Annotated in this window: 27 protein-coding genes; 23 read left to right on the plus strand and 4 right to left on the minus strand. The window is 68.6% G+C overall.

What is annotated here, in order from left to right:
• Positions 1–377 precede the first annotated feature (377 nt).
• Entirely contained in the window at positions 378–1,238 is an 861-nt protein-coding gene (locus BJY14_RS07680) for a phosphatase PAP2 family protein (protein ID WP_246395839.1), read from the plus strand.
• Here BJY14_RS07680 and BJY14_RS07685 read toward each other — a convergent pair.
• Positions 1,223–4,249 (minus strand): bifunctional [glutamine synthetase] adenylyltransferase/[glutamine synthetase]-adenylyl-L-tyrosine phosphorylase, encoded by a 3,027-nt coding sequence (locus BJY14_RS07685; protein ID WP_179842973.1) that lies wholly within the window; start codon positions 4,247–4,249, stop codon positions 1,223–1,225. The genes BJY14_RS07680 and BJY14_RS07685 overlap by 16 nt on opposite strands.
• A 711-nt stretch (positions 4,250–4,960) precedes the next feature.
• Here BJY14_RS07685 and BJY14_RS07690 point away from each other — a divergent pair.
• Entirely contained in the window at positions 4,961–6,421 is a 1,461-nt protein-coding gene (locus tag BJY14_RS07690; protein WP_179842974.1) for an AAA family ATPase, read from the plus strand.
• 125 nt (positions 6,422–6,546) lie between these two features.
• Entirely contained in the window at positions 6,547–7,326 is a 780-nt protein-coding gene (locus tag BJY14_RS07695; protein WP_218905196.1) for a DUF4435 domain-containing protein, read from the plus strand.
• A 10-nt stretch (positions 7,327–7,336) separates the two neighbouring features.
• Here BJY14_RS07695 and BJY14_RS07700 read toward each other — a convergent pair whose 3' ends face one another.
• On the minus strand, positions 7,337–8,065 hold the full coding sequence (locus BJY14_RS07700) for an HAD family hydrolase (protein WP_179842976.1): 729 nt from the start codon (positions 8,063–8,065) through the stop codon (positions 7,337–7,339).
• A complete protein-coding gene (locus BJY14_RS07705; protein ID WP_179842977.1) occupies positions 8,062–8,910 on the minus strand; it encodes a GntR family transcriptional regulator in 849 nt (282 codons plus the stop codon). The genes BJY14_RS07700 and BJY14_RS07705 overlap by 4 nt, the downstream gene beginning before the upstream one ends.
• Positions 8,911–9,353: 443 nt before the next feature.
• Here BJY14_RS07705 and BJY14_RS07710 point away from each other — a divergent pair, with 443 nt between their 5' ends.
• The 14 genes from BJY14_RS07710 to BJY14_RS07775 all read left to right on the plus strand — a co-directional run bounded on the left by BJY14_RS07710 (position 9,354) and on the right by BJY14_RS07775 (position 17,369).
• Positions 9,354–9,605, plus strand: a complete 252-nt coding sequence (locus BJY14_RS07710) for a hypothetical protein (RefSeq protein ID WP_179842978.1) — start codon at positions 9,354–9,356, stop codon at positions 9,603–9,605.
• A 70-nt stretch (positions 9,606–9,675) separates the two neighbouring features.
• Positions 9,676–9,816, plus strand: a complete 141-nt coding sequence (locus tag BJY14_RS07715; RefSeq protein WP_218905198.1) for a DUF5357 domain-containing protein — start codon at positions 9,676–9,678, stop codon at positions 9,814–9,816.
• Positions 9,813–10,157 carry a WhiB family transcriptional regulator gene (locus BJY14_RS07720; RefSeq protein ID WP_179842980.1) on the plus strand — a complete coding sequence of 115 codons (345 nt, stop codon included), beginning with the start codon at positions 9,813–9,815 and terminating at the stop codon, positions 10,155–10,157. The genes BJY14_RS07715 and BJY14_RS07720 overlap by 4 nt, the downstream gene beginning before the upstream one ends.
• A gap of 3 nt (positions 10,158–10,160) precedes the next feature.
• Positions 10,161–10,937 (plus strand): NUDIX domain-containing protein, encoded by a 777-nt coding sequence (locus BJY14_RS07725; protein ID WP_246395841.1) that lies wholly within the window; start codon positions 10,161–10,163, stop codon positions 10,935–10,937.
• 5 nt (positions 10,938–10,942) lie between these two features.
• Positions 10,943–11,098 (plus strand): hypothetical protein, encoded by a 156-nt coding sequence (locus BJY14_RS07730; RefSeq protein ID WP_179842981.1) that lies wholly within the window; start codon positions 10,943–10,945, stop codon positions 11,096–11,098.
• 182 nt (positions 11,099–11,280) lie between these two features.
• On the plus strand, positions 11,281–11,427 hold the full coding sequence (locus BJY14_RS07735; protein ID WP_179842982.1) for a hypothetical protein: 147 nt from the start codon (positions 11,281–11,283) through the stop codon (positions 11,425–11,427).
• 244 nt (positions 11,428–11,671) lie between these two features.
• Positions 11,672–12,040 carry an RRQRL motif-containing zinc-binding protein gene (locus tag BJY14_RS07740; RefSeq protein ID WP_246395843.1) on the plus strand — a complete coding sequence of 123 codons (369 nt, stop codon included), beginning with the start codon at positions 11,672–11,674 and terminating at the stop codon, positions 12,038–12,040.
• Positions 12,041–12,056: 16 nt separating this feature from the next.
• Positions 12,057–12,299, plus strand: a complete 243-nt coding sequence (locus tag BJY14_RS07745; protein WP_179842984.1) for a hypothetical protein — start codon at positions 12,057–12,059, stop codon at positions 12,297–12,299.
• A complete protein-coding gene (locus tag BJY14_RS07750; protein WP_179842985.1) occupies positions 12,296–12,508 on the plus strand; it encodes a hypothetical protein in 213 nt (70 codons plus the stop codon). The genes BJY14_RS07745 and BJY14_RS07750 overlap by 4 nt, the downstream gene beginning before the upstream one ends.
• On the plus strand, positions 12,505–12,864 hold the full coding sequence (locus tag BJY14_RS07755) for a hypothetical protein (RefSeq protein ID WP_179842986.1): 360 nt from the start codon (positions 12,505–12,507) through the stop codon (positions 12,862–12,864). The genes BJY14_RS07750 and BJY14_RS07755 overlap by 4 nt, the downstream gene beginning before the upstream one ends.
• The gene (locus BJY14_RS07760) at positions 12,861–13,880 is read left to right on the plus strand and encodes a conjugal transfer protein TraI (RefSeq protein ID WP_179842987.1); all 1,020 of its coding nucleotides are present in this window, start codon (positions 12,861–12,863) and stop codon (positions 13,878–13,880) included. Before BJY14_RS07755 ends, BJY14_RS07760 begins: the two co-directional genes overlap by 4 nt.
• Positions 13,881–13,959: 79 nt before the next feature.
• Positions 13,960–14,199 (plus strand): hypothetical protein, encoded by a 240-nt coding sequence (locus BJY14_RS07765; protein ID WP_179842988.1) that lies wholly within the window; start codon positions 13,960–13,962, stop codon positions 14,197–14,199.
• Complete coding sequence (locus BJY14_RS07770; RefSeq protein ID WP_179842989.1) at positions 14,199–16,427, plus strand: cell division protein FtsK; 2,229 nt, start codon at positions 14,199–14,201, stop codon at positions 16,425–16,427. The genes BJY14_RS07765 and BJY14_RS07770 overlap by 1 nt, the downstream gene beginning before the upstream one ends.
• A gap of 345 nt (positions 16,428–16,772) precedes the next feature.
• Complete coding sequence (locus tag BJY14_RS07775; RefSeq protein WP_179842990.1) at positions 16,773–17,369, plus strand: sce7726 family protein; 597 nt, start codon at positions 16,773–16,775, stop codon at positions 17,367–17,369.
• Here the strand turns inward: BJY14_RS07775 and BJY14_RS07780 are convergent.
• Entirely contained in the window at positions 17,335–18,378 is a 1,044-nt protein-coding gene (locus tag BJY14_RS07780; RefSeq protein ID WP_179842991.1) for a beta family protein, read from the minus strand. The genes BJY14_RS07775 and BJY14_RS07780 overlap by 35 nt on opposite strands.
• Positions 18,379–18,700: 322 nt before the next feature.
• On the opposite strand from BJY14_RS07780, the gene BJY14_RS07785 reads away from it, so the two are divergent.
• The 6 genes from BJY14_RS07785 to BJY14_RS07810 all read left to right on the plus strand — a co-directional run bounded on the left by BJY14_RS07785 (position 18,701) and on the right by BJY14_RS07810 (position 24,649).
• Positions 18,701–19,561, plus strand: coding sequence for a bifunctional DNA primase/polymerase (locus BJY14_RS07785; protein ID WP_179842992.1), 861 nt, complete (start codon positions 18,701–18,703; stop codon positions 19,559–19,561).
• A gap of 2 nt (positions 19,562–19,563) precedes the next feature.
• On the plus strand, positions 19,564–21,039 hold the full coding sequence (locus tag BJY14_RS07790; protein WP_179842993.1) for an AICE element replication initiation protein: 1,476 nt from the start codon (positions 19,564–19,566) through the stop codon (positions 21,037–21,039).
• A gap of 386 nt (positions 21,040–21,425) precedes the next feature.
• Entirely contained in the window at positions 21,426–21,656 is a 231-nt protein-coding gene (locus BJY14_RS07795) for a helix-turn-helix domain-containing protein (protein ID WP_179842994.1), read from the plus strand.
• A 150-nt stretch (positions 21,657–21,806) separates the two neighbouring features.
• Positions 21,807–22,844, plus strand: coding sequence for an AICE element replication initiation protein (locus BJY14_RS07800; protein WP_218905200.1), 1,038 nt, complete (start codon positions 21,807–21,809; stop codon positions 22,842–22,844).
• Positions 22,845–23,230: 386 nt separating this feature from the next.
• Entirely contained in the window at positions 23,231–23,461 is a 231-nt protein-coding gene (locus BJY14_RS07805; protein ID WP_179842994.1) for a helix-turn-helix domain-containing protein, read from the plus strand.
• Between the two features lie 150 nt (positions 23,462–23,611).
• Complete coding sequence (locus tag BJY14_RS07810) at positions 23,612–24,649, plus strand: AICE element replication initiation protein (protein WP_218905200.1); 1,038 nt, start codon at positions 23,612–23,614, stop codon at positions 24,647–24,649.
• The last annotated feature ends 69 nt before the right edge of the window (positions 24,650–24,718 follow it).

The raw sequence follows: 24,718 nt of genomic DNA on the forward strand, positions 1-24,718 counted from the left end.
GTTCCGGTCGCAGCGCGGAGCCCTCCGGGCGACGTGCGCGCGGAACCCGTCACTCCCGGGAGTGAGAGGAGTGTTAAGGCGGCCAGGGTCGTGGCGCCCGCCGGCACCACGCCTGATGTCCCCCGATACCTGGCCATTCGTCCCTCCGATCGCATCGCCTGAAGCGATCGGGACCTACCCATGGCCCTCTATGCTGACTCCTGATCAACTCGATGGGCTCGATCGGAGGGGCGGGCGGCGCGGGGATCCCCCGAGCGTCCCTGAGGCCCTCCCCCGAAAGTCCGGATACCGCATCAGGGTCGTACTACTCAGGTCTGAGATGAAGACCATTCGTCGCGGTGATCTCATACGAGGCCCCGGCGGCAAAGATAGGTAGCATGGCTCAATCCGCCCCCCCAGCGGCCCGCAGAAGCGAGGCCGGCGCCACCGGAATGCGGCGCCGGATCATCACCGCGCCCCCGGTATGGCGCGAGCTCCTGCTGGTCGTCCTGTTCTACACCGGCTATACGCTGACGCGGATCGTCCTGGTTCAGGACGGCACCGGGCCCGCGTTCGCGCACGCCGACGAGATCCTGCGCGCCGAGCGCTTCCTGGGGCTGGACTTCGAGCTGCACCTCAACCAGACGCTGCTGACCGTGCCCTGGCTGGCGCGGACCGCGAACGTCTTCTACGCCACGATGCACTTCATCGTGACGCTCGCCATCGTCGTCTGGCTGTACCGCTACCGGCCGCAGCACTACCGGTGGCTCCGCACGTCCATCATGATCGCGACCGGGGTGGCGCTGATCGGCTTCTGGCTGTACCCGCTGGCGCCGCCGAGGTTCCTGCACAGCGAGGGCTTCGTCGACCCGGTGACCGCGCTGCACTCGCTCGGCCTGTACGCCAGCGACGCGTCCGGGAGCCTGACCAACCAGTACGCGGCCATGCCGTCCATGCACGCCGGATGGTCGCTGTGGTGCGGGCTGGTGCTGGTCAGGCTGGCGTCGCAGAACTGGGCCAAGCTCCTCGGCGCGCTCTACCCCGCGACCACCGTGATCGTGATCCTGTCCACCGCCAACCACTACGTGCTGGACGCGGTGGCGGGCATGGCGCTCATCGGCGGCGCGCTGTGGGTCTCGTGGATCCTCTACACGCGCTGCCCCGCACCGCTCCTGCTGGCCAGGGCCCGCGTGACGCACCGGCTCCATCAGCGGGCCGGACGGCGGACGGACCGTTCCGGGGCTCACTCGGCTCCGTAGAACACGCGGTCCACGACGGCGCGGGCGCGGCGGGCGTGCCTGCGGTAGTCCTCCAGGAGGTCGCCCGTCCCGGGATAGTCCAGGACGCGGGCGACCGAGCTGCGCTCCCGGTGGTGGTCGGTCGGCAGCAGGTCGGACGCGCGGCCCCGCACCAGCATGAGCGACCCCCGGATCCGGGTGGCCATGCACCACGCCTCGGCCAGGATCTCCGCGTCCTCGGCGTCCAGGAGGCGCGCCCCGACCGCCGCGTCCAGCGCGTCCAGCGTGCGGGTGGTGCGCAGCGCCGGGACCTCGTGGGCGTACCGGAGCTGGAGCAGCTGCGCGACCCACTCCACGTCGGCGAGCCCGCCCGGCCCGAGCTTGGTGTGCAGGCGCCGCTCGACGCCGCGCGGGAGCCGCTCGGACTCCATCCGCGCCTTCAGCCGCCGGATCTGCCGGACGGCGTCCTCGTCGATGCCGTCCTCCGGCCAGCGGACGGGGTCGATCAGCGCGCGGAACCGCTCGCACAGCCCCGGGTCGCCGATCATCGGGTCGGCGCGCAGCAAGGCCTGCGCCTCCCAGGGCTCCGACCAGCGCGCGTAGTAGGCGGCGTAGGACGCGAGCGTGCGCACGAGCGGCCCCTGCCGCCCCTCCGGGCGCAGGTTCGGGTCGATCACCAGCGGCGGGTCGGGGGCGGGCAGGGCGAGGAGGCGGCGCAGCTCCTCGGCGACGGCGTGCGCGGCGCGCCCGGCGGCGCGCTCGTCGGCGCCGGGCAGCGGGTCGTGGACGAACATGACGTCGGCGTCGCTGCCGTAGCCGAGCTCGTGCCCGCCGAACCGGCCCATCGCGACGACCGCCATCCGGGTCGGCAGCGGCCCGCGCGACTCCATCTCGATCTTGTTGACGGCGATCTGGAGGGCGGCCTCGAGGGTGACGGCGGAGATGCCGGTGAGGGCCTCCCCCACCTCCCGGACGTCCACGAGGCCGAGCAGGTCGGCGACGGCCACGCGGAACAGCTCGCGGCGCCGCAGCGCCCGCACCACCCCGGCGGCCTCCTCGGCGGGGCGGCCGCCGGCGCCCTCCCGGTGGCGGCGGGCGGCGGCGAGCGCCTCCGCGCGCAGCGCCTCGTGCGGGCGCGGCGCGAGGCCGGTGTCGCTGCCCAGCAGGGCGACCGCCTCGGGGGCGCGCAGCAGCAGGTCGGTGGCGTACCGGCTGGAGCCGAGCACCCACGCCATCCGCTCGGCGACGGTCACCTCGTCGCGCAGCAGCCGCAGGTACCAGGGCGTGGTCCCGAGGGCGTCGCTGACCTGCCGGAACCCGAGCAGGCCCGCGTCGGGGTCGGGCGCGTCGGCGAACCACCCGAGCATGACCGGCAGCAGCGTCCGCTGGATCGCGGCCCGCCGCGACACGCCCGAGGTGAGCGCCTCGATGTGCCGCAGCGCGCCGGCCGGGTCGGCGTACCCGAGCGCCTCCAGCCGGATCCGGGCCGCCTGCGGGGTGAGCCGGGCCTCCTCGCCGGGCAGCCGCGCGACGGCCCGCAGCAGCGGCCGGTAGAACAGCTTCTCGTGGATGCGGCGGACCTCCCGGGCGTGCCGCCGCCACAGCGCGGTGAACTCCCCCACCGGGTCGGTGCGCAGGCCGAGGGCGCGGCCGAGGCGGCGCAGGCCGGCCTCGTCGTCCGGGACGAGGTGGGTGCGGCGCAGCCGGTGCAGCTGGACGAGGTGCTCCACGCGGCGCAGGAACCGGTAGGCCGACGCCAGCGCCGCCGCGTCGTCGCGCGCGACGTAGCCGCCCCTGGACAGGTCGGCCAGCGCGTCCAGCGTGGCCCGGCTGCGGAGCGTCTCGTCGGCGCGGCCGTGGACGAGCTGGAGCAGCTGCACCGCGAACTCGACGTCGCGCAGCCCGCCCGGCCCGAGCTTGAGCTGCCGCTCGGAGTCGGCGGTGCGCTGGTTCAGGTCGGCCTCGACGCGGCGCCGCATGTCCTGGACGTCCTCGACGAAGCTCTCGCCCTCGGCCGCCTTCCACACGATCGGGGTGATCGTGTCGAGGTAGCGGGCGCCGAGGTCGGCGTCGCCCGCGACGGGACGGGCCTTCAGCAGCGCCTGGAACTCCCACGTCTTGGCCCACCGCTCGTAGTAGGCGCGGTGGCTGGCGAGCGTCCGCACGAGCGGCCCGGACTTGCCCTCGGGGCGCAGCGCCGCGTCCACCTCCCAGAGCGCGCCCTCCTCGGTCGTGGCCGAGCAGGCCCGCATCATCGCCGACGCCAGCCGGGTCGCGGTGCGCAGCGCGGCGTCCTCGTCCGCGCCTTCGCCGTTCTCGCCGGCGCCCCGCGCCTCCGCCACGAAGATCACGTCGACGTCGCTGACGTAGTTGAGCTCGCGGCCCCCGCACTTGCCCATGCCGATCACGGCGAGCCGGCACGCCTCGTGCCCGGGGACCTCGGCGCGGGCGATCGCGAGGCCGGCCTCCAGCGCGGCGGCGGCGAGGTCGGCCAGCTCGGCGGCGACCTCGGCGACGTCCGCCACGCCGATCAGGTCGCGGCCCGCCAGCGCCAGGACGCGGCGGCGGTAGGCGACGCGGAGCGCGGCGAGCGCGTCCTCGCCGCGCGCCACCGGCTCGCTCGCCGCCGGGTCGGCGCCCACGGCGGCCAGCAGGTCGGCGCGGGGGCTTCCGAGCGGGCCCGCGACGCCGTCGCGCAGCACCCGCCAGTGGTCGGGATGCCGCGCCAGGTGGTCGCCGAGCGCCGCGCTCACCCCGAGGACCGCGGTCAGCCGCTCCCGCGTGCCCGGCTCTGCGGCCAGCACCTCGCGCAGCTCGCCGCCGGCGGCGGGGAGCAGGCGCAGCAGGCCGTCCAGCGAGAGGTCGGGGTCGGCGGTGGCGCCGAGGGCGTCGAGCAGGGCGTCACCGGGTGCGGCGCCCTCCCGCTCGGCCTCCGCGATCAGGCGCTCCGCCCGCGCCGCGTGGGTGAACCCGAGCCGCGCCAGGCGTCCGGCGAGCGAGGGACGGCGGTCGGAAGTCCAGGACTCGGTCACGAGACCAACCGTATTCCGGTGCGGGCCTCAGAGGACGGCCAGGAGGCGCTTCCGCTCGAATTCGGTCACCTGGCGGCGGTAGTCCTCCCACTCCTGGCGCTTGTTGCGCAGGAACTGATGCTCAAGGCCGACTGCCTCAGACGCTGTAACCCTTCGAAGTCCTGACCAGCGGGAGAGCGGTCGTCCGTGGTCGTTACTGGTCGCTCTGGGGCGCCCCCTGACGGCCCACAGACGGCCCGAACAGGTGTCCACGGTACGGACTCGGGCTCTGCTGGGCTGCGCCGGCCGGTGTGGATCTGCGCGGCAAGCCCATCACCGATGCGCAGTGGCGGTTCGATCCCGACCTGCACACCCGCCCGGGGCAGCGACGAGTCGCCGGACGAGCGCGGGCCCGCGAGCTGGTGGCCCGCGGGGCAGATGGCGACAACAGAGAGGCGATAACCGCCGCTTGAGCCCGGGCGCATTCAAGTCGGCATTCGGCTCACCTTGCAGCGCAACTGCAAGACTGTCGTCGTGGCGCCCAAGCACCGCCTATGCAACTTTCCCACTCCCTATAGGACGTAAGACTTCGATGCGATGCGAGGGCGACAATCCCGCGCATCTCGGCCAGTTTCGGACACCTAGGGGCAAGCAAAACGATGCGATGGTATAATCGCGCCCAGTTTCAACGACCCAACTCCACTTAACAACTCACCCGATCGAGAGCAGGCAATGGCTAAAGCGGAGATAGCAGGGAGTGCTCCAAAAATAAAGCGCGGGTACCTAATATCAGAGATCAGAATAAACAAGCTTTTTGGTAGGTATTCTTATAGAATAAGTCCAGTTCAGCACGAGGTGGCCCTAAAGGGAGGGCCAGCACTTATGCTCTTCTATGGCGACAACGGCAGCGGGAAGACCACGATCATGCGTCTCCTTTGGGACCTTTTTTCTCCTTCCGAGAAAAGTGGACATCGGACTCGCATAGCCAGAACTCCATTTAGGTCTATGGAGGTTCTCCTCGGAGCAGGACATCTTATCCGTATCACGAGAACTGATGAGGAAGAACTTACCGGCGACTACAGCATCGAGGTTTTCAATGCCAAAAACGAGCCCCTAGTTCGTCAGCCTTACACCTTGGACCCTGAAGGGAGGATAAACCCTATAGGCGGCGGGGATCCGGACCCTCACAACGAACGAATGAGAGAGCGACTAGAGACTCTTCCCGCGAGCGCTAGAAAGATAATCGAAGACAGATATTCAGACAAATTGCTTGATAGTTTCACTACCTCGTTTTTCAATGATAGAACTGATTATTTTGCGGCATATCTACACAAAATTGGCACGGTGCCATACTTGCTTGCCGACGATCGACAGATGTATGCAGACGAACCGGAAGGTACTGAACCGCGCATCAACCGCAAGCGCGAACAACCGACTCCGGCTGCTTCCTCTGTAGCGCTCGAGCTGTCAAGCGCCATAAAGCGAACCAACGACTGGCTGCGCCAGCAGCTATTTAGCGGCGCCCAAGCAGGGTCCCAAAGCGCGGAGCACATCTACCGCGAAGTGTTGACACATCTTGCATCGGCTGGTGCTGGCGATTCAAGCGAAACTTCTTTTGAAGGGGTTAGAGAAAGCATTATAGAGTTGCAGACACGTACCGTTCGCTTTGCGGAATTCGGCCTAGTTCCGCCCATCTCTGCCAGGCAGCTGACTTCTTTGATGGACGCGGTCCCTGCTACACGAAAGGACCTCGCCGCGAGCATCATTGCACCTTATGTAGAAGGGCAGAATGCTCGCCTGGACTCACTGCAAGAGACTGAACAACTCGTACGCGTCTTCGTAAGCAACATTAATACCTTTCTAGCCGATAAGAAAGTTACGTATAGTCCCGCGCGAGGGCTTCGCATCCAAACCATCGAAAGAAGACCAACTACTCTATCCCCAGGCCAACTCTCGTCGGGTGAGCGTCAACTAATGCTTCTATTTTGCAACGCTTTTCTCGCGCGAGAAACAACTGGTCTCTTCTTGATTGACGAGCCAGAACTGAGCCTGAACGTTAAGTGGCAAAGAAGGCTCGTAGAAGCCCTACTTGAACTAGTGCATGGTTCGAACGTCCAGTTCATCCTCGCAACTCACTCCATTGAGATTGTGACTCGCCATCGTCCTTATCTAGCCGAGGTGCGGGAAGATTGACAGCAATAGGTCGAACCCTGGAAGAACTCATAACTCTTCACGAGTTGGAGCCCGGCCTACATGAAGTAGTAACTGAAGGGCGGGTCGACGCCTCTCTAATCAGCTGGTTTCTGGATTCGCACGAGTTGGACATACCAGTTTTCGCGATTCGAGATCTCATCGACCTTGAAGACGCCAAAGAGCGGATTCCTGATTTAGACATTACAAATAATCGAAAGATTATAGTGGACGCCGCTAAGTATTTTACCAAAAGCGACCGGACTGTACATGGAATGTCTTTTGTGATTGACGCCGATTATGATCTGATTTTTGAACGCACTGTACCGAATCTGCAGCACCTGCTGATTACGGATTATGCCTCGATCGAACTGTATTGTTGCAACGAGAAGGTGATAGCAAAATATCTGCGCGTTGTGCTCCGGGCTCCTAAAGAAATTGATGCTGGCCCGATCTTGGCAGCTATCTCGGGCGGGCTTATCGATCTCTTCGTTCTGCGCTGGGTACTCCACAATGCTCCCGGCTCGCCGCCAATAGTTCTCAAACGCCGCATTGGCGTGGAAAATGACAAACTAACCGTCGATGCAGAGAGAATACTACGAGAATCTCTTCTCGCTCATTCAAGTAAGCCTTCACGCAAAGCAGATCCAGACGCCTTGGTGCAAAAATTCCAAGAACTGCGAGAAAGTGTCACTGAAGTGATGGCATACGCAGTGAACGGGCATGACTTTATTGAATACTTGTGCCTCTATCTCAAGAAATGTCACGCTCAACTTTTCCGGGAAGATAGGAAAGGTTTCAAAGATCCGGATACCGCCCGAAATTCTCTGCTCGGCTGCCTTGATGTCGGCGACCTGGCGAGAGAGAACTTGTTCGCTCAACTCTTGAAGCGAGTAAGGAAAAGCTAAGCAGCCCCTTTTATCTGTCGAAGACGGTCAAGGTGCTCAGCCAAAGCCGGATGGTCAGACGAGAGCATCCGCGACGGCCCTCCATCGAGTCGGTCACCACCACCGCCCCTGCTGCCGTCAATTTGGCTTCCTTGCCGGGCTTGTTGGCATAGCCGATGGTGGCCACTTTCGCGGCGTGGCCAGCTTGTACGTCTCGGACCGCGTCGCCTATAAGGATGCAGGACTCGGGTGCGGCGGACGCGCCGGCCAGGGCATCGAGGAGCAGGCGGGGACTGGGTTTCATGGATGTGGGGTCGCCCGGTACTCGCCCGAACACTCCAGCAATGACGTCGGCGAGCCCGTGAGCATCGAGATAGTCGCGGATCGCGGCACCCGAGTTGTTGCTGATGATCCAGACGGAGCGGCCCGACTCGACACAGGCACGAATGGCGGCTTCCCCACCGGCGTTCCGCTCAGCGCTCGCGACCGCCTCCACCTCCAACCGTGTCAGCGTCCTGTCCGCGGTCGCCGCCAAGTCCGGACGCGCATCGGCGACGTGCCGCAACAGGGCGAGCGGATCTGTCTCCGTCGCCCAATCAGCGGGGGCATCCACTGTGAGGGTGGAAAGGAGCGCACCGTACAGCCGACGCGCCACCTCGGGTGCGGGCAGACCGGCGAAGACTGAACAGACTGGACCGTCGAAGTCGAGCAGTACGTGCTTGACGGGGCGAAGCACATCGGCGAGATGGTTCGTGCTCATGGCTGCCGCTCGTAGGCGATGGTGTTCCACACGCTGTCGAACCAGAGTTGAGCCTGCTGAATGTAGAGCGAACCCAGCGAGGCGTCATCCGGTCCAGCGGAGTGGTGGAAGAGGGTCGTGTCTTTACCGGTGACGTCGAAGAATGTACGCGGCTCACCCTCAAGCGAGAGGGACCGCTCCCGCAACGGGTAAAACCCGAAGAAGGCTTCCTTCCGGTTCAGGATGTACAGCTTGAACAGACTGGAAGCCTTGTGTACGCGCACCTCTACGCTGACGGACTTGACCAGTCCGTACTCCGCGAGCACTCCCACGGAGTGCTCGATACCGCCGGCGTTCGTCAGCGCGATGTTCCGCGCCCGGTCACGCAGCGCGACTTCGTCCCGTAGTCCGTCGACAAGAACAGGGACCGCCATGGGTACGGTCGTGTCCGGCAGGAGCAGACGCACCGTGATCGATTCAGGGGTGAGTCGACCCGAACGGATCTTGTCCAGCGGTTCCTGCATGGCGTTGTAGAGCGTTTCGCTGGAGAACCCCGCGAAGTCTAGGGTGACCTGCGGTTCGGCAAACGCCGCTTCGATGTGGGGCCTGAGCCCTACGGGCCGCTCCGTACGCTCCCGCACGAATGACCCGCTGCCCTGGCGAGTGATGATCAGTCCCTCGCTCCGAAGCAGCTCCAAGGCCTTGTCCACAGTGCCGCGCGCCACGGTGTAGCGCCGGGCCAGCTCAGGGCCGGAAGGAAGTTTGTCACCAGGGGCGAACCCCTCCTTCTTCGTGAGAATCGCGGCTCGCAGAGAGCTGCTGACCTGCTGATACGGCGGTCGCGGGTCGTCCGGGTCAAGGCTCATCCCTCCATGTTAGGTCACATGTTCAACATGGTCGACTTACCCAACTCTCTTGACCTGCCTAAGCAGGTTGCCTATGTTGAGCATGTCGCCGCGAACGAAGCGAAGACAGCCGGAAGGGCCCTTCTTTGGGCTGTTTCGAGCTGCACGACAAGGGGCCCCGGGTAGATGGGGCCGAGGGACCCGGACCCCTGGTCAACCGGAGGGCCTGAGACGTGACCCACGTCTCCGCCTGAAACGGGAGCACGCTCCCGAAGACACCTTCTACGCATGAACGCCCTGGTCCGAAGGCTGGCAACGTCAACCGGTCGCCGTCCCCGCCGCACACAGCGCGGTGGGGACGGCGCGCTTCTCCCCGTTCGTTCCGCCCCTTCGATGTTTGGAGTAGCCGGATGCACCTCGCAGCCTCTTCTGGTCCCGCCGCTTGTGTTCCGGCTCCCGCTCAGGTGGGAGCGACGGGGTTCTACGTCACGGTGCGGACCAGCGCCCGAGCCCACGCCGCGCTCGCGCTGGGTCCCTTCGACAGTCACCGGGCCGCGCGCCTGGAGGTCGACCGCGTCCGCCAGTTCGTCACCGCCCAGAGCCGCCAGGCCGGGTGGTGGCTGTTTGAAACCACCCGCTTCACCGCGCAGCCCGACCGCGCGCTGCCGACCGGCACCCTCAACGCCCTGCTGGCCTCCGGCCAGATAGCCGCCTGACTTCAGGCGACACCCCCCCGGCCGCAGGCAGACCGCCTGCCAGTCGACCAAGCAAAGGAGACCCACTGTGATGCCGCAGAAAGGCAAGCTCGGGCCCTGGATCACCGGTCTGGTGATCGCGGTGTTCGCCTTCCAGAACCCAGAGAAGGCCGCCTCTCTGATCAACCAGTTCTTCGACGCGGTCGGCCGGTTCGCGGGGGCGCTGGGATGACCGCGACGCCCCTGGAAGAGCTGCCCGCGATGACCGCACTGGGTGCGATGGACCTGCGCGGCAGGCCCGTCACCGGCGCGCAGTGCCGGTTCGATCCCGAGTTGCACACCGGCCCGGACGGCGAGGAGTCGCCGGACGAGCGTGCGGCCCGCGAGCTGGTGGCCGCGCAGGTGTGCGAGTCCTGCCCGCTGCGGGCCCAGTGCTTGGAGCTGGCGATGCAGATCCGCCCCGAGTTCGGGGTGTGGGCCGGTTTCACCGCCGCCGAACTCGCCGTCGACCTGTCCGGCGTCGATCTGTCCGACCTCAACCTGTTCGCCCCGGACCTCAACGAGGTGGCCTGACCAATGAGCACCGCCGACACCGCCGCGGTCCATGCCGCGCTGACCCGGCACTACGACCGCATGAGGCGCACCAATCCCCGCACGTACACGCACCCGTCCGTCCTGCAGGGCATTCGCGACGGCGCGGCGTGGGCCGACCCGGAGATGGATCCGACCCGGATCGACTGGGAGGCGCGGCAGGCCGCCGCGGCGATCCCGTTCAAGGTCGTCGACGGGCGGCCGGTCAACCCGTGCGAGAAGACCTCGGTGAGCCGGGGTCGTAATGAGCTGGGGCACTGGGGCGAGGCGCTGGCCGCCGATGCGCTGGTGTCGCTGCACGACACGTCCGGCCGCCGGTGGATCCTCATGGTCGAGCGCGGCGACGGGCACGGCTGGGCGCTGCCCGGCGGGTTCGTCGACCCCGGCGAGACCCCGGCCGCCGCCGCCGCGCGGGAGCTGGCCGAGGAGACCGGGCTTGTCCTGTCCGCCTCGTACTTCACCGCGACCGCGCCGCGGTACGTGCCCGACCCCCGCGCCTCGGATGAGGCGTGGATGGTCACCGTGCTGAGCATCGCCGACCTGGCGCGCGTGGACATCCTGGACTTCCCGCGCGTGGCCGGCGTCGACGATGCCCGCCGCGCCGAATGGGTCCCGGCCCCCTCCTACAGGGTCCTGACCGGCGTCCTGGCCGAGGTCCACGACGGCCAGGTCTTCCCCGCCCATACCGCGATGCTCCGCACCGCCCTGGACGGCGCCCCCGCCCGGGGAACCGCCACCACCCACCTGCACGGAAGGAAGTAGCAACGATGGCAGGAAAGTGGATCCTCAGCGCCGATGTCCCCAACTCGGTGACCGGCGAACGCGGGGACTCGGCCCTGATCCACGACAAGGCCGACCTCGACCGGCGCCTGGCGGCGGCCCGCAAGGCCGGTGTGAAGGTCAAGGTCCGCAAGGCCCAGTAGGACGCGCGCCCTCTGGCGTTGCGTCCTGCCGCTCACCCCGCCCCCCAGAGGGGTGAGCGGCTCACGGAACGGCAGAACCGCCGCCCCCGCACCGGCCACGGTGCGGCACGTTGCGCCCCGGGACGCCCGCACGACCAAGCACTAGCGCCCCGGGGCCCCTCCATCAGGAAGGAAGTCCCATCATGACGTACCTGCGTTTGCTCCGCCACGTGTCGGACGTGGTGAGGGCCCAGGCCTGCCACTACTGCGGTGGCGCGAAGAAGCTCGGTTCCACCAACCGGACGTGCCCGGTGTGCTCGGGCACCGGCACGTGCCCCGGCGGGCGGTGACCGCGCGATGAGTTCGTGGAACGAGTGCCCCACGTGCGGCACCTGCTACGACACCCCGGCCGAGGCCGCGCGGTGCCGGGAGAGCCACTGACATGGCCGCGCGGATCTCGGCGTGCTGCAAAGCGCCGGTGAAGGCGACCATGACCAGCGCCCGATGCTCCAAGTGCGAGCGTCAGGTCACCCCGCTTGAAGTCATCGGCGCTTCGGGCCGGTAGCGATGCCTGCCGCCGCGAGCCTGGCCTTCATGGATCCGGCCGGTGACCGCTGGGGTGTCCCGACGTGGTCCTGGGGCCAGGCGCCCGCGCACCTGCTCACCCGGGCACAGCTCCGCGACCGCGGGCTGTGCCCGGGCGGGCAGCCGGTGGCGGGCCAGATCCTGTGGCGCTCCCGGCGAGCGGCCCGCGACGGGTGGACCCGCGCGGCGTACCTGTACGACGTGCGGCTGGCCAAGCCGCGCCGCCCCGCCACCCCCGCCCAACTGCGTGCGCTGGCCAAAGCCCTGGCTGCGCGGCGCACCTGCCCGCGCTGCGGACGCGATGCGGGCTACGTCCTGCCCCAACGCATCGGGGCGTGCCTGACCTGCGCGGACCCGTGGGAACTCGGCCGCGCCTGACCGAAAGGAGAGCCTCGTGGTGGAGATCAGCTCCAGCGACGCGCGTGTGATCGTGGTGGCGCTGCGCAGCCGGGCGCTGCGCATGACCCAGGCGGCCGCCCAGGCCGCGCACCCGGCCGGAGCCACGGTCGCGCTGGAGGCGGCCGAGCGGTGCCGCCGCCTCGCCGACACCGTGGGCCTGGCCGCGCAGGGGACTGCCGTGCAGGGGCCTGCCGCGCGGCCCGACTCGCCGCCGGCCCGTGAGGGGGCGGTGGTGTGAGTACGGCGCAGATGGTGCGGCGCACGGGTGTGCTTCCGCTGCTGGCCGCGCTGCTGCTGGTCCTTGCGGTGGCCGCGCTGCGGCTGGTGTCCCTCACAGCGGTGGTCGTGGCCGCCGCCGTCGATGGTGTCGCCGAGCTGGCCACCGACGCGCTGACCTCGGTGGCCGGGACGTCCGGGCCGGTGGCCCACCAAGGAGGAAGACGATGACCGCCCTCAACCCCGAGACCCGGGCCGTGATCGACGCCGTCCTGGAGGCCCTGGCGATCCCCTACGCGGCGACCGTCGGCCACGAGGAGACCCGCGCGAAGATCCTCGCCGAGCGGCTCAGCCTGACCGTGGTGGTGCTGGAGACCCTCACCAAGCGAGACGTCGGCCTGGCGTGGTCGCTGGAGTACCTGCGCGAGCGCCTCGCCGACTACCCGCCCACCGGCTACGTCACCTATGACCAGGCCGCCGAGCACCTCGCCGCAGGCGCGTCCTGGATGGAGGCCGTCCGGCTCGACGACAGCGGCGATGACAGCGGCGATGGCGACCCGACCGAACGTGAAGGAGGCAGACGATGACCGCTCAGGCTTCGACTCCCGACCCTGACGAGGTCGGGCAGGGCATCAACGCCCTGGAGGCATACCTTGCCGCCCAGCCGCCCACCCAGCCGCCCAGCGAGCCGCCCGCGCAGGGCCCGGCAACGGACGAGGGTGCTGATGGCCGGACCCGGCGTGTCCGCAAGCTTGCCGGTGAGGTCGCCGAGGCGCACCGCCTCGCCGAGCTGCAAGACGACGACACGCCCCTGCTGCTGGACTCGGGCCGGGTCCGCAAGCGGCGCCGCAAGGCGCACGAGGCGTCCCGGCTCCACAAGCTGGGGCAGGACCCGGCGATGCGGGCATGGCAGGCCGCGCGGATGCGCCGCCTGCTGGTGGCCGCGGGCATGGTGGCGCTGACGCTGGCGCTGGCCTGGTCAACCGCCGGAGTCCAGACGTTCGCCGCCGGTGAGGCCAAGGACTGGACGCCCGCGTGGGTGTTCGCGTGGCTGGTGGAGCCGTTCATGTCGCTGGCGCTGCTGACCGTGGTCGGCGCCAAGGCATACCTGGGCACCCGAGGGCAGCCGATCAACTCTCAGAAGCTGGACCGGATCGAGTACGGGTTCCTGGGCCTGACGCTGACGATGAACGCCTGGCCCTACCTGCCCGGCGTCGCCGACACCTTCCAGGTGTCCCGACTGGTGCTGCACATCCTGGGCCCGGTCGTCGCGGTGGCGGTGGTGACCGCGCTGCCGATCATCCTGGAGGCCTTCGCCCGCCTGGACCACCGCCCGGCCCATCCCGGCGTTACCGGGCCCCTTACTGCCCCCGCGTACAGCGCAAACGCCAACACCGACCGGCCCGCCGGTAACCCCCCGGGTAACGGTGTGGAGCGGGACCACGTGGCCGCGCTGACCATCCTGGCCCGGTCGTTGATCGCCTCGGGTGATCTGCCCGCCACGCCGTCTGCCAACGCCCTGCGGCAAGTCCTGCGGTGCGGGATGGACACCGCCCGGCAGGTCCGCGACGAGCTACGTGGAGGTGACGACCGAGATGAGTGAGCCGGGACACCGGGGCGAGCCGGACAGAGCCTCCCCGCTGCCTGGGCCGCCGCCGAGTTTCGGTGCCTCCTCCTCCCCCGTGCGGTGGGAGGAGGAGGCGGCCGATCCGCTGGTGGTGTGGGTGCGCTGGCACCTGGTGGAACTGGCCGGCGTCGGTGCACCGCTGGGCCTGGCGGTGACCGTGTCCTGGTGGTTCGCGGTCCTGGCAGCCGGGGCGGCCAGTGCATGGGCGGCGCAGGAAGCCCGCCAGGCCCACCGGCACCGCCGGTTGAACACGGCCGCAACGACGGCCATCGACGCAAGTGAGGAGAGCGAGTGATGGACGGCGCCAGCAACACCAGCAGGGCCAGCGAGCTTGCCACCGTGGTGCGGCTGCCCGTTGACCAGCACGACCAGCACGACCAGCCCGGCAAACCCGGGGACGCCGAGGGCGATGCGGTGTCGGGGCGGGTGCTGACCGCCGAGCAGTACGCCCGGATGCTCAGCCAGCGTGAACAGGCGTACGCGCGGTGGCACGGCTACCGCTCCGACGCGGCGTGGCTGGCCCGCGCGCTGGGCGCGGTGGCCGCCGACGACCGGACCAAGTTCGTGGCCCGCAACGCCTGGTATGTGCCGGTCGGGGCGGGTGTGGTGGCCCGGCGGGTGTGGGAGGCCAAGACCAACTCCCGCTATGAGCGGATGATGCGCGCGGCCGAGGCCGCCGGGGACTTCGAAGCCGTCGCCGACTGGGAGCAGCGCGCCGAACAGGCCCGCCAGCGCCGCCACCAGCGGGTCATGGACTGGATCACCAACCCGGTCCAGTTCGCCAAGACCGCCGCCGTCAGCGTCGGAACCAGCGTCGGCGCGCTGCTGGGCCTGGGGGTCGCGATGGCGGTCTCCGAACACGACCCGTCCCTGGTCAACGACCCGCTGATGGCCGCCGCCATGGTCGTGCACGGCACCGCCGTGGCGGTACAGGCCGCGTGGGAGCCCACCATGACCATCGCGCCCTGGGCGACGGCCGCGTGGCTGTGGAACGAGGGCCGCCGCCGCGGCGCCGGAGTGCCGGGCTGGCTGGCCGCACCCGCCGAGGAAGGAGCCGACACGCACATGGTGGTCACCGCGGACACCATCGTGCTGGCGTTGCAGCACCTGAAGATCCCCGAGCTGAAGAAGGCGTTCAAGGACGGGTGGGTGCCGACGTTCGACCCGCAGCCCGTGCGGGACGGGCAGGGCTACCACACGGTGTTCACCCTCCCGCTGGGGGTGACCGCCGAAATGGTCGCCGACCTGCGGCCGGTGCTGGCCCGCAACCTGCACCGCGCCGAGATCGAGGTGTGGCCGTCCGACGCCGACAAGGCCGGGACCGGCAAGGCCGGGTCGGTTGACCTGTGGGTCGCCGACGCCGGAGCCATCTCCCGCAACGCCCCGGAGTACCCGCTGCTGCACGAGGGCACCGCGGACGTGTTCACCGGCGTCCCGGGCGGGGTGTCGCCGCGCGGCGACGCCATCACCGTGCCGGTGGTGTCCAACAACGTGGTGGCCGGCGGGCAGATGGGGCAGGGCAAGTCCAACGCCTGCCGCGTCGTCATGCTCGGTGCCGCGCTGGACCCGCTGGCCGAGCTGGATGTGTTCGTGTTCGCCAACAACGGCGACTTCGACTCCTACGCCCCCCGCCTGGCCCGCTACCGCAAGGGCGTGGACGACGAGACCGCCGCCGCCGCGCTGGCTCGGCTGCACGAGCTGTACGCCGAGGTCGGACGCCGGGAGAACCGGCTCGCCGAGCTGGGAGCCAAGAAGGTCACCCGGAGCCTGGCCGAGCAGCACGCCGACCTGCACCCGATCGTGGCGCTGTTCTCCGAATGCCACGAGCTGTTCGGGCACCCCACCTACGGGGACCAGGCCGCCGAGCTGGCGACCAAGACCGCCAAACGCGCCCGCAAGACCGCGATCACGCTGATGTTCGACACCCAGTCGTCCCGAAAGGAGGCCATCCCGCCCAAGCTCGTCGAACTCGTGTCGGTGAACGCCTGCTTCTACGTCAAGACCTGGCGGTCCAACGACGGGTTCCTGGGTGATGGGTCGTTCGCCGCCGGTATCCGCGCGACCGAGCTGCGGCCCGGACGCGACCGGGGAACCTCCCTGATCACCGGGGTGTCCGACGCGCCGTTTGAGCTGCTGCGCTGGTACTTCATCGAGGTCGACGACGACACCGGCTACGACGCTGCCGCCGACGTCATCGCCCGCGCCATGACCCAGGTCCACCCGGCCACCCCGGTGCAGGCCAACACCAAGCCCACCACGGTTGAGCAGCGTGACCTGCTGGACGACCTCGACGAGGTGCTGGGCACCGAACGCGTCCGGCTCGCCGACGTGCCCGCGCTGCTGCGCGACCTGGCCCCCACCTGGGGCCCGTATCTCGCGCTGACCGGCGCGCAGCTCCGCGAGCGGCTCACCGAGCTGAGGGTCAAGACCACCAACAAGGGCAACGTGCCCCGCCTGGACCCCGCCGACCTGCGCCGCGCCATCGCCGACAAGGCCACCGCCGACCTCGACGACAACGAGTGAGTTAGACGGCCGCCACCCTCCCCAAAGCCATTCTCAGGGGCCTGTGAGGGGCGGTCGCCTAACCCACCTAACCGGGCTAACCCGCCTAACTTTCCGCAGCTCAGCGGCCAAGTGAGGGCCGGGCGGGCGGCAGGTGAGAAAACTAACCCGTCCACCCGCCACCTCACCCGAAACACCTCCATGAGGCGCGGCCACACCGTCGCCGCGAACCCCACGCCCCGGACCGGGACGCCCGCCCCTAGGGCGCGTCCGTTGGACGCCTCCCGGGCGCTTGCGTCAGGATCTGAGGTCACTTGATGACGTTCGCCCCGCACGTCGTGGGCTGGCCGGGAAAGGGGGAGCCTAATGGGCGACGCGCGGCTGGGAGAGCGTCAGTTACGCCAGTCCCTGCTCTCGCTGCTCCAGGACCGTCACCGAAACGACGCGGACACGGTGATCCGCCACGAGATGGGGCTGTGTGCGGGCGCGCGCCGAGTGGACCTGGCAGTGATCAACGGCGAGTTGGCCGGTTTCGAGATCAAGAGCGATCAGGACACGCTGGAACGACTGGCAGGGCAGGCCGCCGACTATGGGCGGGTCCTCGACCGCGTCACTCTAGTCACCACCGACCGGTACATGGCCCGTGCCGCCGCCCTGGTTCCTGACTGGTGGGGCCTCGTCCGGGCCACCTCCGCCGCCCAGGACGAGGTGGGCACGGTGGAGTTGGGTGAGGTCCGGCCGGCCGCGGTCAACACCGGGCAGGAACCGTTCGCGGTGGCGCAACTGCTGTGGAGGGATGAGGCGTTGGCAATCCTGCGTGCCCGTGGTCAGCACAAGGGGGTGCAGCGGGCACGCCGCTGGCTGGTGTGGGAACGCCTGGCCGAGGTGGTGCCGCTGCCGGAGCTGCAGCGGCTGGTGTGCACGCAGCTCAAGGCTCGCCAAGCCTGGCCAGGCGGTCAGTGACCACGGCCAGATGCCGAGATGTTCCGAACGCCCGCCAGTCGGTCGTGCTCCCGGGGCTAGAACACTCCTCAGCCCGCAGGGCGATCTGCGCGTCGCCCCAGCAGGCTTCCCCGGTCCAGTGTTCGGAGGCCAGCACGCTCTGGCAGATGAGGCAGAACCGATGATTGCCTAGATGCTCCGGGGTTCTCCGCCGCCAGACTTGCCACCGGGTGCCGGTGGTGTAGCGCAGGTTGGGGTACCCCCGAAACCCCTTGCCCAGTAGGGGGTGGGCGATCGCGTAGTCACCGAAGTCCACCGGCCGGCCGTCCGGGTGCTGGCGAACCTGCCGCCACAGGTCAGCGTCCCGGCGTAGGAGCGGCGTCACCGTGTCCAGAGGCACGCCAGTCAAGTCTTTGGGAAATGCGCTGCTGGCCACCGCTACTGACCGCCAGGGGTTGAGGTCGGTCCACGACAGCCACGCCAAGGCCGCTGTGCACGCACGCTGGGCGTCATCGTCGTCGCTGATCGCCCACAGATCGATCACCAGGTCCATGCACTGCGGAACCTGACCCAGGGCACTCAGTAGACCCTCAAGGGCCGTCGTGGCCTCATCGACGGAGAGGGGGCGAGTCACCGGTTCCAGGCGCAGGCAACCGCCGTCTTCGAAGGCGGAGATGACCGCGCGTGCCTGGGCCAAGCGCCCAGGGGAATCGGTGAGCCGTACCACCGGCCTCACCGCTCTGGGGATCAGTTGCTCGGTCAGCACCTCGATGATGGGCTGCCATACCTGCTCGGCATAGTCCGCGCCATCTACCAGCGCGGTGTCGATCGCGCACACCACCTCTGCGGGCACATCGTCACGCAGCGCCTTGGCGAACTTGGTCACCCGTGCGGTGAACTTGGCGGCCACATCGTCGGCAGTGTCTTTCTCTTTGGGTTCCTGCGGAGTCACCTCCAACAGCGGTCGCATCTGGACCGGCGGGATCGTCAGGTTCCGCAGCGCGTCGGTCTCGCCTTTCTTGGCTTTCAAGATCGGAACATAAGCCGTCATCGGACCCCTTAGCGCTTCTCCGGCACCCAGCCCCCCCGACTCACCTCCGTCAATTCACCATCTACGCCGAGAACGATCTCCCGTCAAACATTCCAGTCAAAGTCTTACCCGACAGAACATTTCACCCTTACCGGATCGGCTATCGACCGATAGCCGACGACCACACCCGCGGGCACCGCAACTGCGCGAACTGCCTTACCTGCGCCACCGGGTGGCGTGCCCGGCTCCTGACCGGCCTGGCCGTCCGCGGCCACCAAACCGACCTGTTTTCACTGCCGACGCTGCTGGAGGAGACCGCAGTATGACCACCGGAACCATCTCCGGCGCCCGTCACCTACGCACCGCGCTGGACCTGGCGGCGGCGGGCGTGCCGCCGCTGCCTCTGCGGGCGGCCAAGGTGCCGTTTGGGAACTGTCGCGCGTGCGCAGGAGGCGCGTGCGGCGGGCGTCCGAACATGAAGGTCCCGGGCCCCTGCCAGTGCCCCGCACCCTGCCACGCCTGGGCCGCGGCCACCCTCGACCCGAACGTCTTGACCTCGTCTGCGTGGGCTCCGGCGTGGCGGCAGGCCGGAGCGGTCGCCTACCATCCCGGCGGGGCTGGGCTGACCGTGGTCGACCTCGACAACCCGGCCGCCGTCGCTTGGGCCCGCGCGGCCCTGCCCGCCACTCGCACCGTGCCGACGACGCGCGGCGAGCACTGGATCTACCGGGGCGTCATCCAGTCGGCGAACGCGGTCCGGTTCGGCGTCGACATCAAGTCGCTCATGTCCTACGCCCGCTGGCGCGGCCCCGGGACCGGCGCCATGGCCGAGCTGCCCGCCGCCGTCCGCGCGCTGGCCGTCACCAAACCCCAGACGATCCCGGCCGCCCGGCCCGCAGCCACCGCGCCGGCACCCGGCCCCGGCGGGCCGTGCCCTCACCGCACGCCCGCCTACCTGGAGCGCGGCATCGCCATGGCCGAGCAGCGCATCACCGACGCCCAAAGCGCGGTCCACACCACCGTGTACCGCACGTTCCTGGCCGTGCTGTCGGCTCACGGCCGGTGCGGCTGCCTCACCGAAGCGCACATCACCAGGTTGTTCACCGCCGCACAAGCCATGGGCGAATCGCCGCGGCACTGCACCGACGCGTGGACCAACGCCCGAGCAAGGTTGGGACTGTAGCCATGGCCGACGACGACAAGACCCCGGGCCGCCAGGTCATCACCGACTACGCCCAAGCCCACTTCCGGTACTTCCGCACCGCAGACGGAACCGTGTTCGCCCAGCGCAACAACCACCCCGTCGCGCGGCCGATCCGCTCCCAGGGCACCTCGGGCAGCCACCGCCAAGAGCTCATGGTGGGCCTGTTCAACGACGGGTACGGCGTGTTCAGCGGAACCGCCCTCAAAGAAGCGCTGGACCTGATCGAAGCGCTCGCGGTGACCCAGGACGTCCAGCCTGTTCACATCCGCGTCGCACCGGGGTTCGACGGCGCCACGTGGCTGGACCTGGGGCGCACCGACGGGCAGTCGGTTCGTATCCACCCCACCGGGTGGGACGTCCGCACGCCCGACCCGCGTGAGGTGTGCTGGCGCCGCACCCAGCTCACAGGGGAACTTCCCTTGCCCGCCGCCGACACCAACGGCAAGGGAATCGATCTGCTGCTGCGGCTGTGCAACTTCGCCAACGCCCAGACCGAATGCCTGGCCGTCGCCTGGCTCATCGGCTGCCTGGGCCCCTCGGTGCCCGTCCCGGCTCCCTTCCTCACCGGCCCTCAAGGCGCCGGCAAGTCCACCGGCGGGCGCATGCTCGTGCGGATCATCGAGGGCATGAGCGGCGACCTGCGGCGCGCCCCCAAAGACGAAGAGAACCTGATCGCAGCCGTTGCGGCCGGATGGGTCACCGCGCTGGACAACCTGTCCCACCTGGCCCCCGACCTGTCGGACCTGATGTGCTGCATCGTCACCGGCGCCGAGACCATCAAACGCGCCCTGTACACCGACGGCGACGTGGTCCGCGCCCGCTACCGCCGGCCGCTGCTGCTGACCGGCATCGACGTGGGCGTCATCCGGCCCGACCTCGCCGAACGCCTCCTACCGCTCCGCCTAGAACGCCCCGCCGTCCGCCGCACTGAGGCCGAGCTGTGGCGCGACTTCGAAGAGGCCCTGCCCGCCATCCTCGGCTCCCTGCTCGACCTCACCGTCAAAGTCCGCGCGGCCGAAGCGGACATCCCCACCGACCTGCGCATGGCCGACTTCGCGCACCTGTGCGCCCAACTCGACGCAGCCACCGGTCTCGGAGCCCTCAACGCCTACCGGACCAGCCTGGACGACCTCAACGACGACGTCATCGAAGGAGACCTCCTCGCCCAAACCGTCCTCAAATACGCCGACGATCTCACTCCGGGCGACCCGACACGGATGACGTCCACGCAATGGCTCCACACCCTCACCGGCTTGTACACCAGCGACGACCACCGCCCCCTGCCCAAAGGTTGGCCTACCACCGGAAAAGTCCTTTCCGACCGCCTCAAACGCCTTCAGCCGACCCTTGCCGCGCGCGGCGTACTGATCGACTGGGGCCGCACCAGCGAGAGCCGTTACATCGAAATGACCCGGCCCCCGGGTCCGCCGCCACCCCAGCAAGAGTCGATCCTCTGACCGCCGCCCGTCGGACAAGCAAGAAGAGCACCCCGCTGCGGGAGAGACGCGCGGGGTGCTCTTCTTCGAACCGCCCGCCTACTACAACAAACCCCCTTCTCTTTTCCTAAGAGAAGAGACGCTGCGTCACCTGCGTCACTCAAGGACACGAACCCGCCCCTGACCTGCCGCTACAGCGGTGACGCAGAACGCCCCCACCTACGTCATCCCGCGTCACCCGCGTCACCCGCGTCACCAGGTGACGCAGGCCGTGTTACGAGGTGACGCACCCCGAAGTCCTTGCGACACACCAACCCGCAGGCCAGAGACACAAGTGACGCTGATGGCGCAAGTGACGCAGAAATCCGCGCCTAGGACAGCCCTCCCTCACCGAAGGGGATCCCAACATGGCCATAGCCGACCCGCCGTTCTCTACTCTCCGCAACGGGCTCCCAGACCGCTACCTCACACCCGAGGACATCGCTTCCCTGTTCTCTGTGCCTCTGGAAACCGTCTACCAGTGGCGCAAAAAGCGCACCGGCCCGCCCGGCTTCCGCGTCGGCAAACACCTCCGCTACGACCCCGCCGCCGTACGCCAATGGGCCACCGAACGCATGGCCGCTGACACCGCCGCTTAATCACCCCACGAAGGGACCTACGCCACGTGGCTGGACCTGGGGCGCACCGACGGGCAGTCGGTTCGTATCCACCCCACCGGGTGGGACGTCCGCACGCCCGACCCGCGTGAGGTGTGCTGGCGCCGCACCCAGCTCACAGGGGAACTTCCCTTGCCCGCCGCCGACACCAACGGCAAGGGAATCGATCTGCTGCTGCGGCTGTGCAACTTCGCCAACGCCCAGACCGAATGCCTGGCCGTCGCCTGGCTCATCGGCTGCCTGGGCCCCTCGGTGCCCGTCCCGGCTCCCTTCCTCACCGGCCCTCAAGGCGCCGGCAAGTCCACCGGCGGGCGCATGCTCGTGCGGATCATCGAGGGCATGAGCGGCGACCTGCGGCGCGCCCCCAAAGACGAAGAGAACCTGATCGCAGCCGTTGCGGCCGGATGGGTCACCGCGCTGGACAACCTGTCCCACCTGGCCCCCGACCTGTCGGACCTGATGTGCTGCATCGTCACCGGCGCCGAGACCATCAAACGCGCCCTGTACACCGACGGCGACGTGGTCCGCGCCCGCTACCGCCGGCCGCTGCTGCTGACCGGCATCGACGTGGGCGTCATCCGGCCCGACCTCGCCGAACGCCTCCTACCGCTCCGCCTAGAACGCCCCGCCGTCCGCCGCACTGAGGCCGAGCTGTGGCGCGACTTCGAAGAGGCCCTGCCCGCCATCCTCGGCTCCCTGCTCGACCTCACCGTCAAAGTCCGCGCGGCCGAAGCGGACATCCCCACCGACCTGCGCATGGCCGACTTCGCGCACCTGTGCGCCCAACTCGACGCAGCCACCGGTCTCGGAGCCCTCAACGCCTACCGGACCAGCCTGGACGACCTCAACGACGACGTCATCGAAGGAGACCTCCTCGCCCAAACCGTCCTCAAATACGCCGACGATCTCACTCCGGGCGACCCGACACGGATGACGTCCACGCAATGGCTCCACACCCTCACCGGCTTGTACACCAGCGACGACCACCGCCCCCTGCCCAAAGGTTGGCCTACCACCGGAAAAGTCCTTTCCGACCGCCTCAAACGCCTTCAGCCGACCCTTGCCGCGCGCGGCGTACTGATCGACTGGGGCCGCACCAGCGAGAGCCGTTACATCGAAATGACCCGGCCCCCGGGTCCGCCGCCACCCCAGCAAGAGTCGATCCTCTGACCGCCGCCCGTCGGACAAGCAAGAAGAGCACCCCGCTGCGGGAGAGACGCGCGGGGTGCTCTTCTTCGAACCGCCCGCCTACTACAACAAACCCCCTTCTCTTTTCCTAAGAGAAGAGACGCTGCGTCACCTGCGTCACTCAAGGACACGAACCCGCCCCTGACCTGCCGCTACAGCGGTGACGCAGAACGCCCCCACCTACGTCATCCCGCGTCACCCGCGTCACCCGCGTCACCAGGTGACGCAGGCCGTGTTACGAGGTGACGCACCCCGAAGTCCTTGCGACACACCAACCCGCAGGCCAGAGACACAAGTGACGCTGATGGCGCAAGTGACGCAGAAATCCGCGCCTAGGACAGCCCTCCCTCACCGAAGGGGATCCCAACATGGCCATAGCCGACCCGCCGTTCTCTACTCTCCGCAACGGGCTCCCAGACCGCTACCTCACACCCGAGGACATCGCTTCCCTGTTCTCTGTGCCTCTGGAAACCGTCTACCAGTGGCGCAAAAAGCGCACCGGCCCGCCCGGCTTCCGCGTCGGCAAACACCTCCGCTACGACCCCGCCGCCGTACGCCAATGGGCCACCGAACGCATGGCCGCTGACACCGCCGCTTAATCACCCCACGAAGGGACCTACGCCACGTGGCTGGACCTGGGGCGCACCGACGGGCAGTCGGTTCGTATCCACCCCACCGGGTGGGACGTCCGCACGCCCGACCCGCGTGAGGTGTGCTGGCGCCGCACCCAGCTCACAGGGGAACTTCCCTTGCCCGCCGCCGACACCAACGGCAAGGGAATCGATCTGCTGCTGCGGCTGTGCAACTTCGCCAACGCCCAGACCGAATGCCTGGCCGTCGCCTGGCTCATCGGCTGCCTGGGCCCCTCGGTGCCCGTCCCGGCTCCCTTCCTCACCGGCCCTCAAGGCGCCGGCAAGTCCACCGGCGGGCGCATGCTCGTGCGGATCATCGAGGGCATGAGCGGCGACCTGCGGCGCGCCCCCAAAGACGAAGAGAACCTGATCGCAGCCGTTGCGGCCGGATGGGTCACCGCGCTGGACAACCTGTCCCACCTGGCCCCCGACCTGTCGGACCTGATGTGCTGCATCGTCACCGGCGCCGAGACCATCAAACGCGCCCTGTACACCGACGGCGACGTGGTCCGCGCCCGCTACCGCCGGCCGCTGCTGCTGACCGGCATCGACGTGGGCGTCATCCGGCCCGACCTCGCCGAACGCCTCCTACCGCTCCGCCTAGAACGCCCCGCCGTCCGCCGCACTGAGGCCGAGCTGTGGCGCGACTTCGAAGAGGCCCTGCCCGCCATCCTCGGCTCCCTGCTCGACCTCACCGTCAAAGTCCGCGCGGCCGAAGCGGACATCCCCACCGACCTGCGCATGGCCGACTTCGCGCACCTGTGCGCCCAACTCGACGCAGCCACCGGTCTCGGAGCCCTCAACGCCTACCGGACCAGCCTGGACGACCTCAACGACGACGTCATCGAAGGAGACCTCCTCGCCCAAACCGTCCTCAAATACGCCGACGATCTCACTCCGGGCGACCCGACACGGATGACGTCCACGCAATGGCTCCACACCCTCACCGGCTTGTACACCAGCGACGACCACCGCCCCCTGCCCAAAGGTTGGCCTACCACCGGAAAAGTCCTTTCCGACCGCCTCAAACGCCTTCAGCCGACCCTTGCCGCGCGCGGCGTACTGATCGACTGGGGCCGCACCAGCGAGAGCCGTTACATCGAAATGACCCGGCCCCCGGGTCCGCCGCCACCCCAGCAAGAGTCGATCCTCTGACCGCCGCCCGTCGGACAAGCAAGAAGAGCACCCCGCTGCGGGAGAGACGCGCGGGGTGCTCTTCTTCGA

Origin of the sequence: Actinomadura luteofluorescens (genome assembly GCF_013409365.1) — a bacterium.
GTDB lineage: Bacteria > Actinomycetota > Actinomycetes > Streptosporangiales > Streptosporangiaceae > Spirillospora > Spirillospora luteofluorescens.

What these genes read in the sequence shown, in the direction of transcription:
- BJY14_RS07770 (WP_179842989.1), top strand. Translation starts at nt 14,199, where the DNA reads ATGGACGGCGCCAGCAACACCAGCAGGGCCAGCGAGCTTGCCACCGTG.
- BJY14_RS07795 (WP_179842994.1), top strand. Translation starts at nt 21,426, where the DNA reads ATGGCCATAGCCGACCCGCCGTTCTCTACTCTCCGCAACGGGCTCCCA.
- BJY14_RS07755 (WP_179842986.1), top strand. Translation starts at nt 12,505, where the DNA reads ATGACCGCCCTCAACCCCGAGACCCGGGCCGTGATCGACGCCGTCCTG.
- BJY14_RS07760 (WP_179842987.1), top strand. Translation starts at nt 12,861, where the DNA reads ATGACCGCTCAGGCTTCGACTCCCGACCCTGACGAGGTCGGGCAGGGC.
- BJY14_RS07700 (WP_179842976.1), bottom strand. Translation starts at nt 8,065, where the DNA reads ATGAGCACGAACCATCTCGCCGATGTGCTTCGCCCCGTCAAGCACGTA.
- BJY14_RS07725 (WP_246395841.1), top strand. Translation starts at nt 10,161, where the DNA reads ATGAGCACCGCCGACACCGCCGCGGTCCATGCCGCGCTGACCCGGCAC.
- BJY14_RS07805 (WP_179842994.1), top strand. Translation starts at nt 23,231, where the DNA reads ATGGCCATAGCCGACCCGCCGTTCTCTACTCTCCGCAACGGGCTCCCA.
- BJY14_RS07775 (WP_179842990.1), top strand. Translation starts at nt 16,773, where the DNA reads ATGGGCGACGCGCGGCTGGGAGAGCGTCAGTTACGCCAGTCCCTGCTC.
- BJY14_RS07705 (WP_179842977.1), bottom strand. Translation starts at nt 8,910, where the DNA reads ATGAGCCTTGACCCGGACGACCCGCGACCGCCGTATCAGCAGGTCAGC.
- BJY14_RS07690 (WP_179842974.1), top strand. Translation starts at nt 4,961, where the DNA reads ATGGCTAAAGCGGAGATAGCAGGGAGTGCTCCAAAAATAAAGCGCGGG.
- BJY14_RS07730 (WP_179842981.1), top strand. Translation starts at nt 10,943, where the DNA reads ATGGCAGGAAAGTGGATCCTCAGCGCCGATGTCCCCAACTCGGTGACC.
- BJY14_RS07790 (WP_179842993.1), top strand. Translation starts at nt 19,564, where the DNA reads ATGGCCGACGACGACAAGACCCCGGGCCGCCAGGTCATCACCGACTAC.
- BJY14_RS07785 (WP_179842992.1), top strand. Translation starts at nt 18,701, where the DNA reads ATGACCACCGGAACCATCTCCGGCGCCCGTCACCTACGCACCGCGCTG.
- BJY14_RS07680 (WP_246395839.1), top strand. Translation starts at nt 378, where the DNA reads ATGGCTCAATCCGCCCCCCCAGCGGCCCGCAGAAGCGAGGCCGGCGCC.
- BJY14_RS07720 (WP_179842980.1), top strand. Translation starts at nt 9,813, where the DNA reads ATGACCGCGACGCCCCTGGAAGAGCTGCCCGCGATGACCGCACTGGGT.
- BJY14_RS07735 (WP_179842982.1), top strand. Translation starts at nt 11,281, where the DNA reads ATGACGTACCTGCGTTTGCTCCGCCACGTGTCGGACGTGGTGAGGGCC.
- BJY14_RS07715 (WP_218905198.1), top strand. Translation starts at nt 9,676, where the DNA reads ATGCCGCAGAAAGGCAAGCTCGGGCCCTGGATCACCGGTCTGGTGATC.
- BJY14_RS07740 (WP_246395843.1), top strand. Translation starts at nt 11,672, where the DNA reads ATGGATCCGGCCGGTGACCGCTGGGGTGTCCCGACGTGGTCCTGGGGC.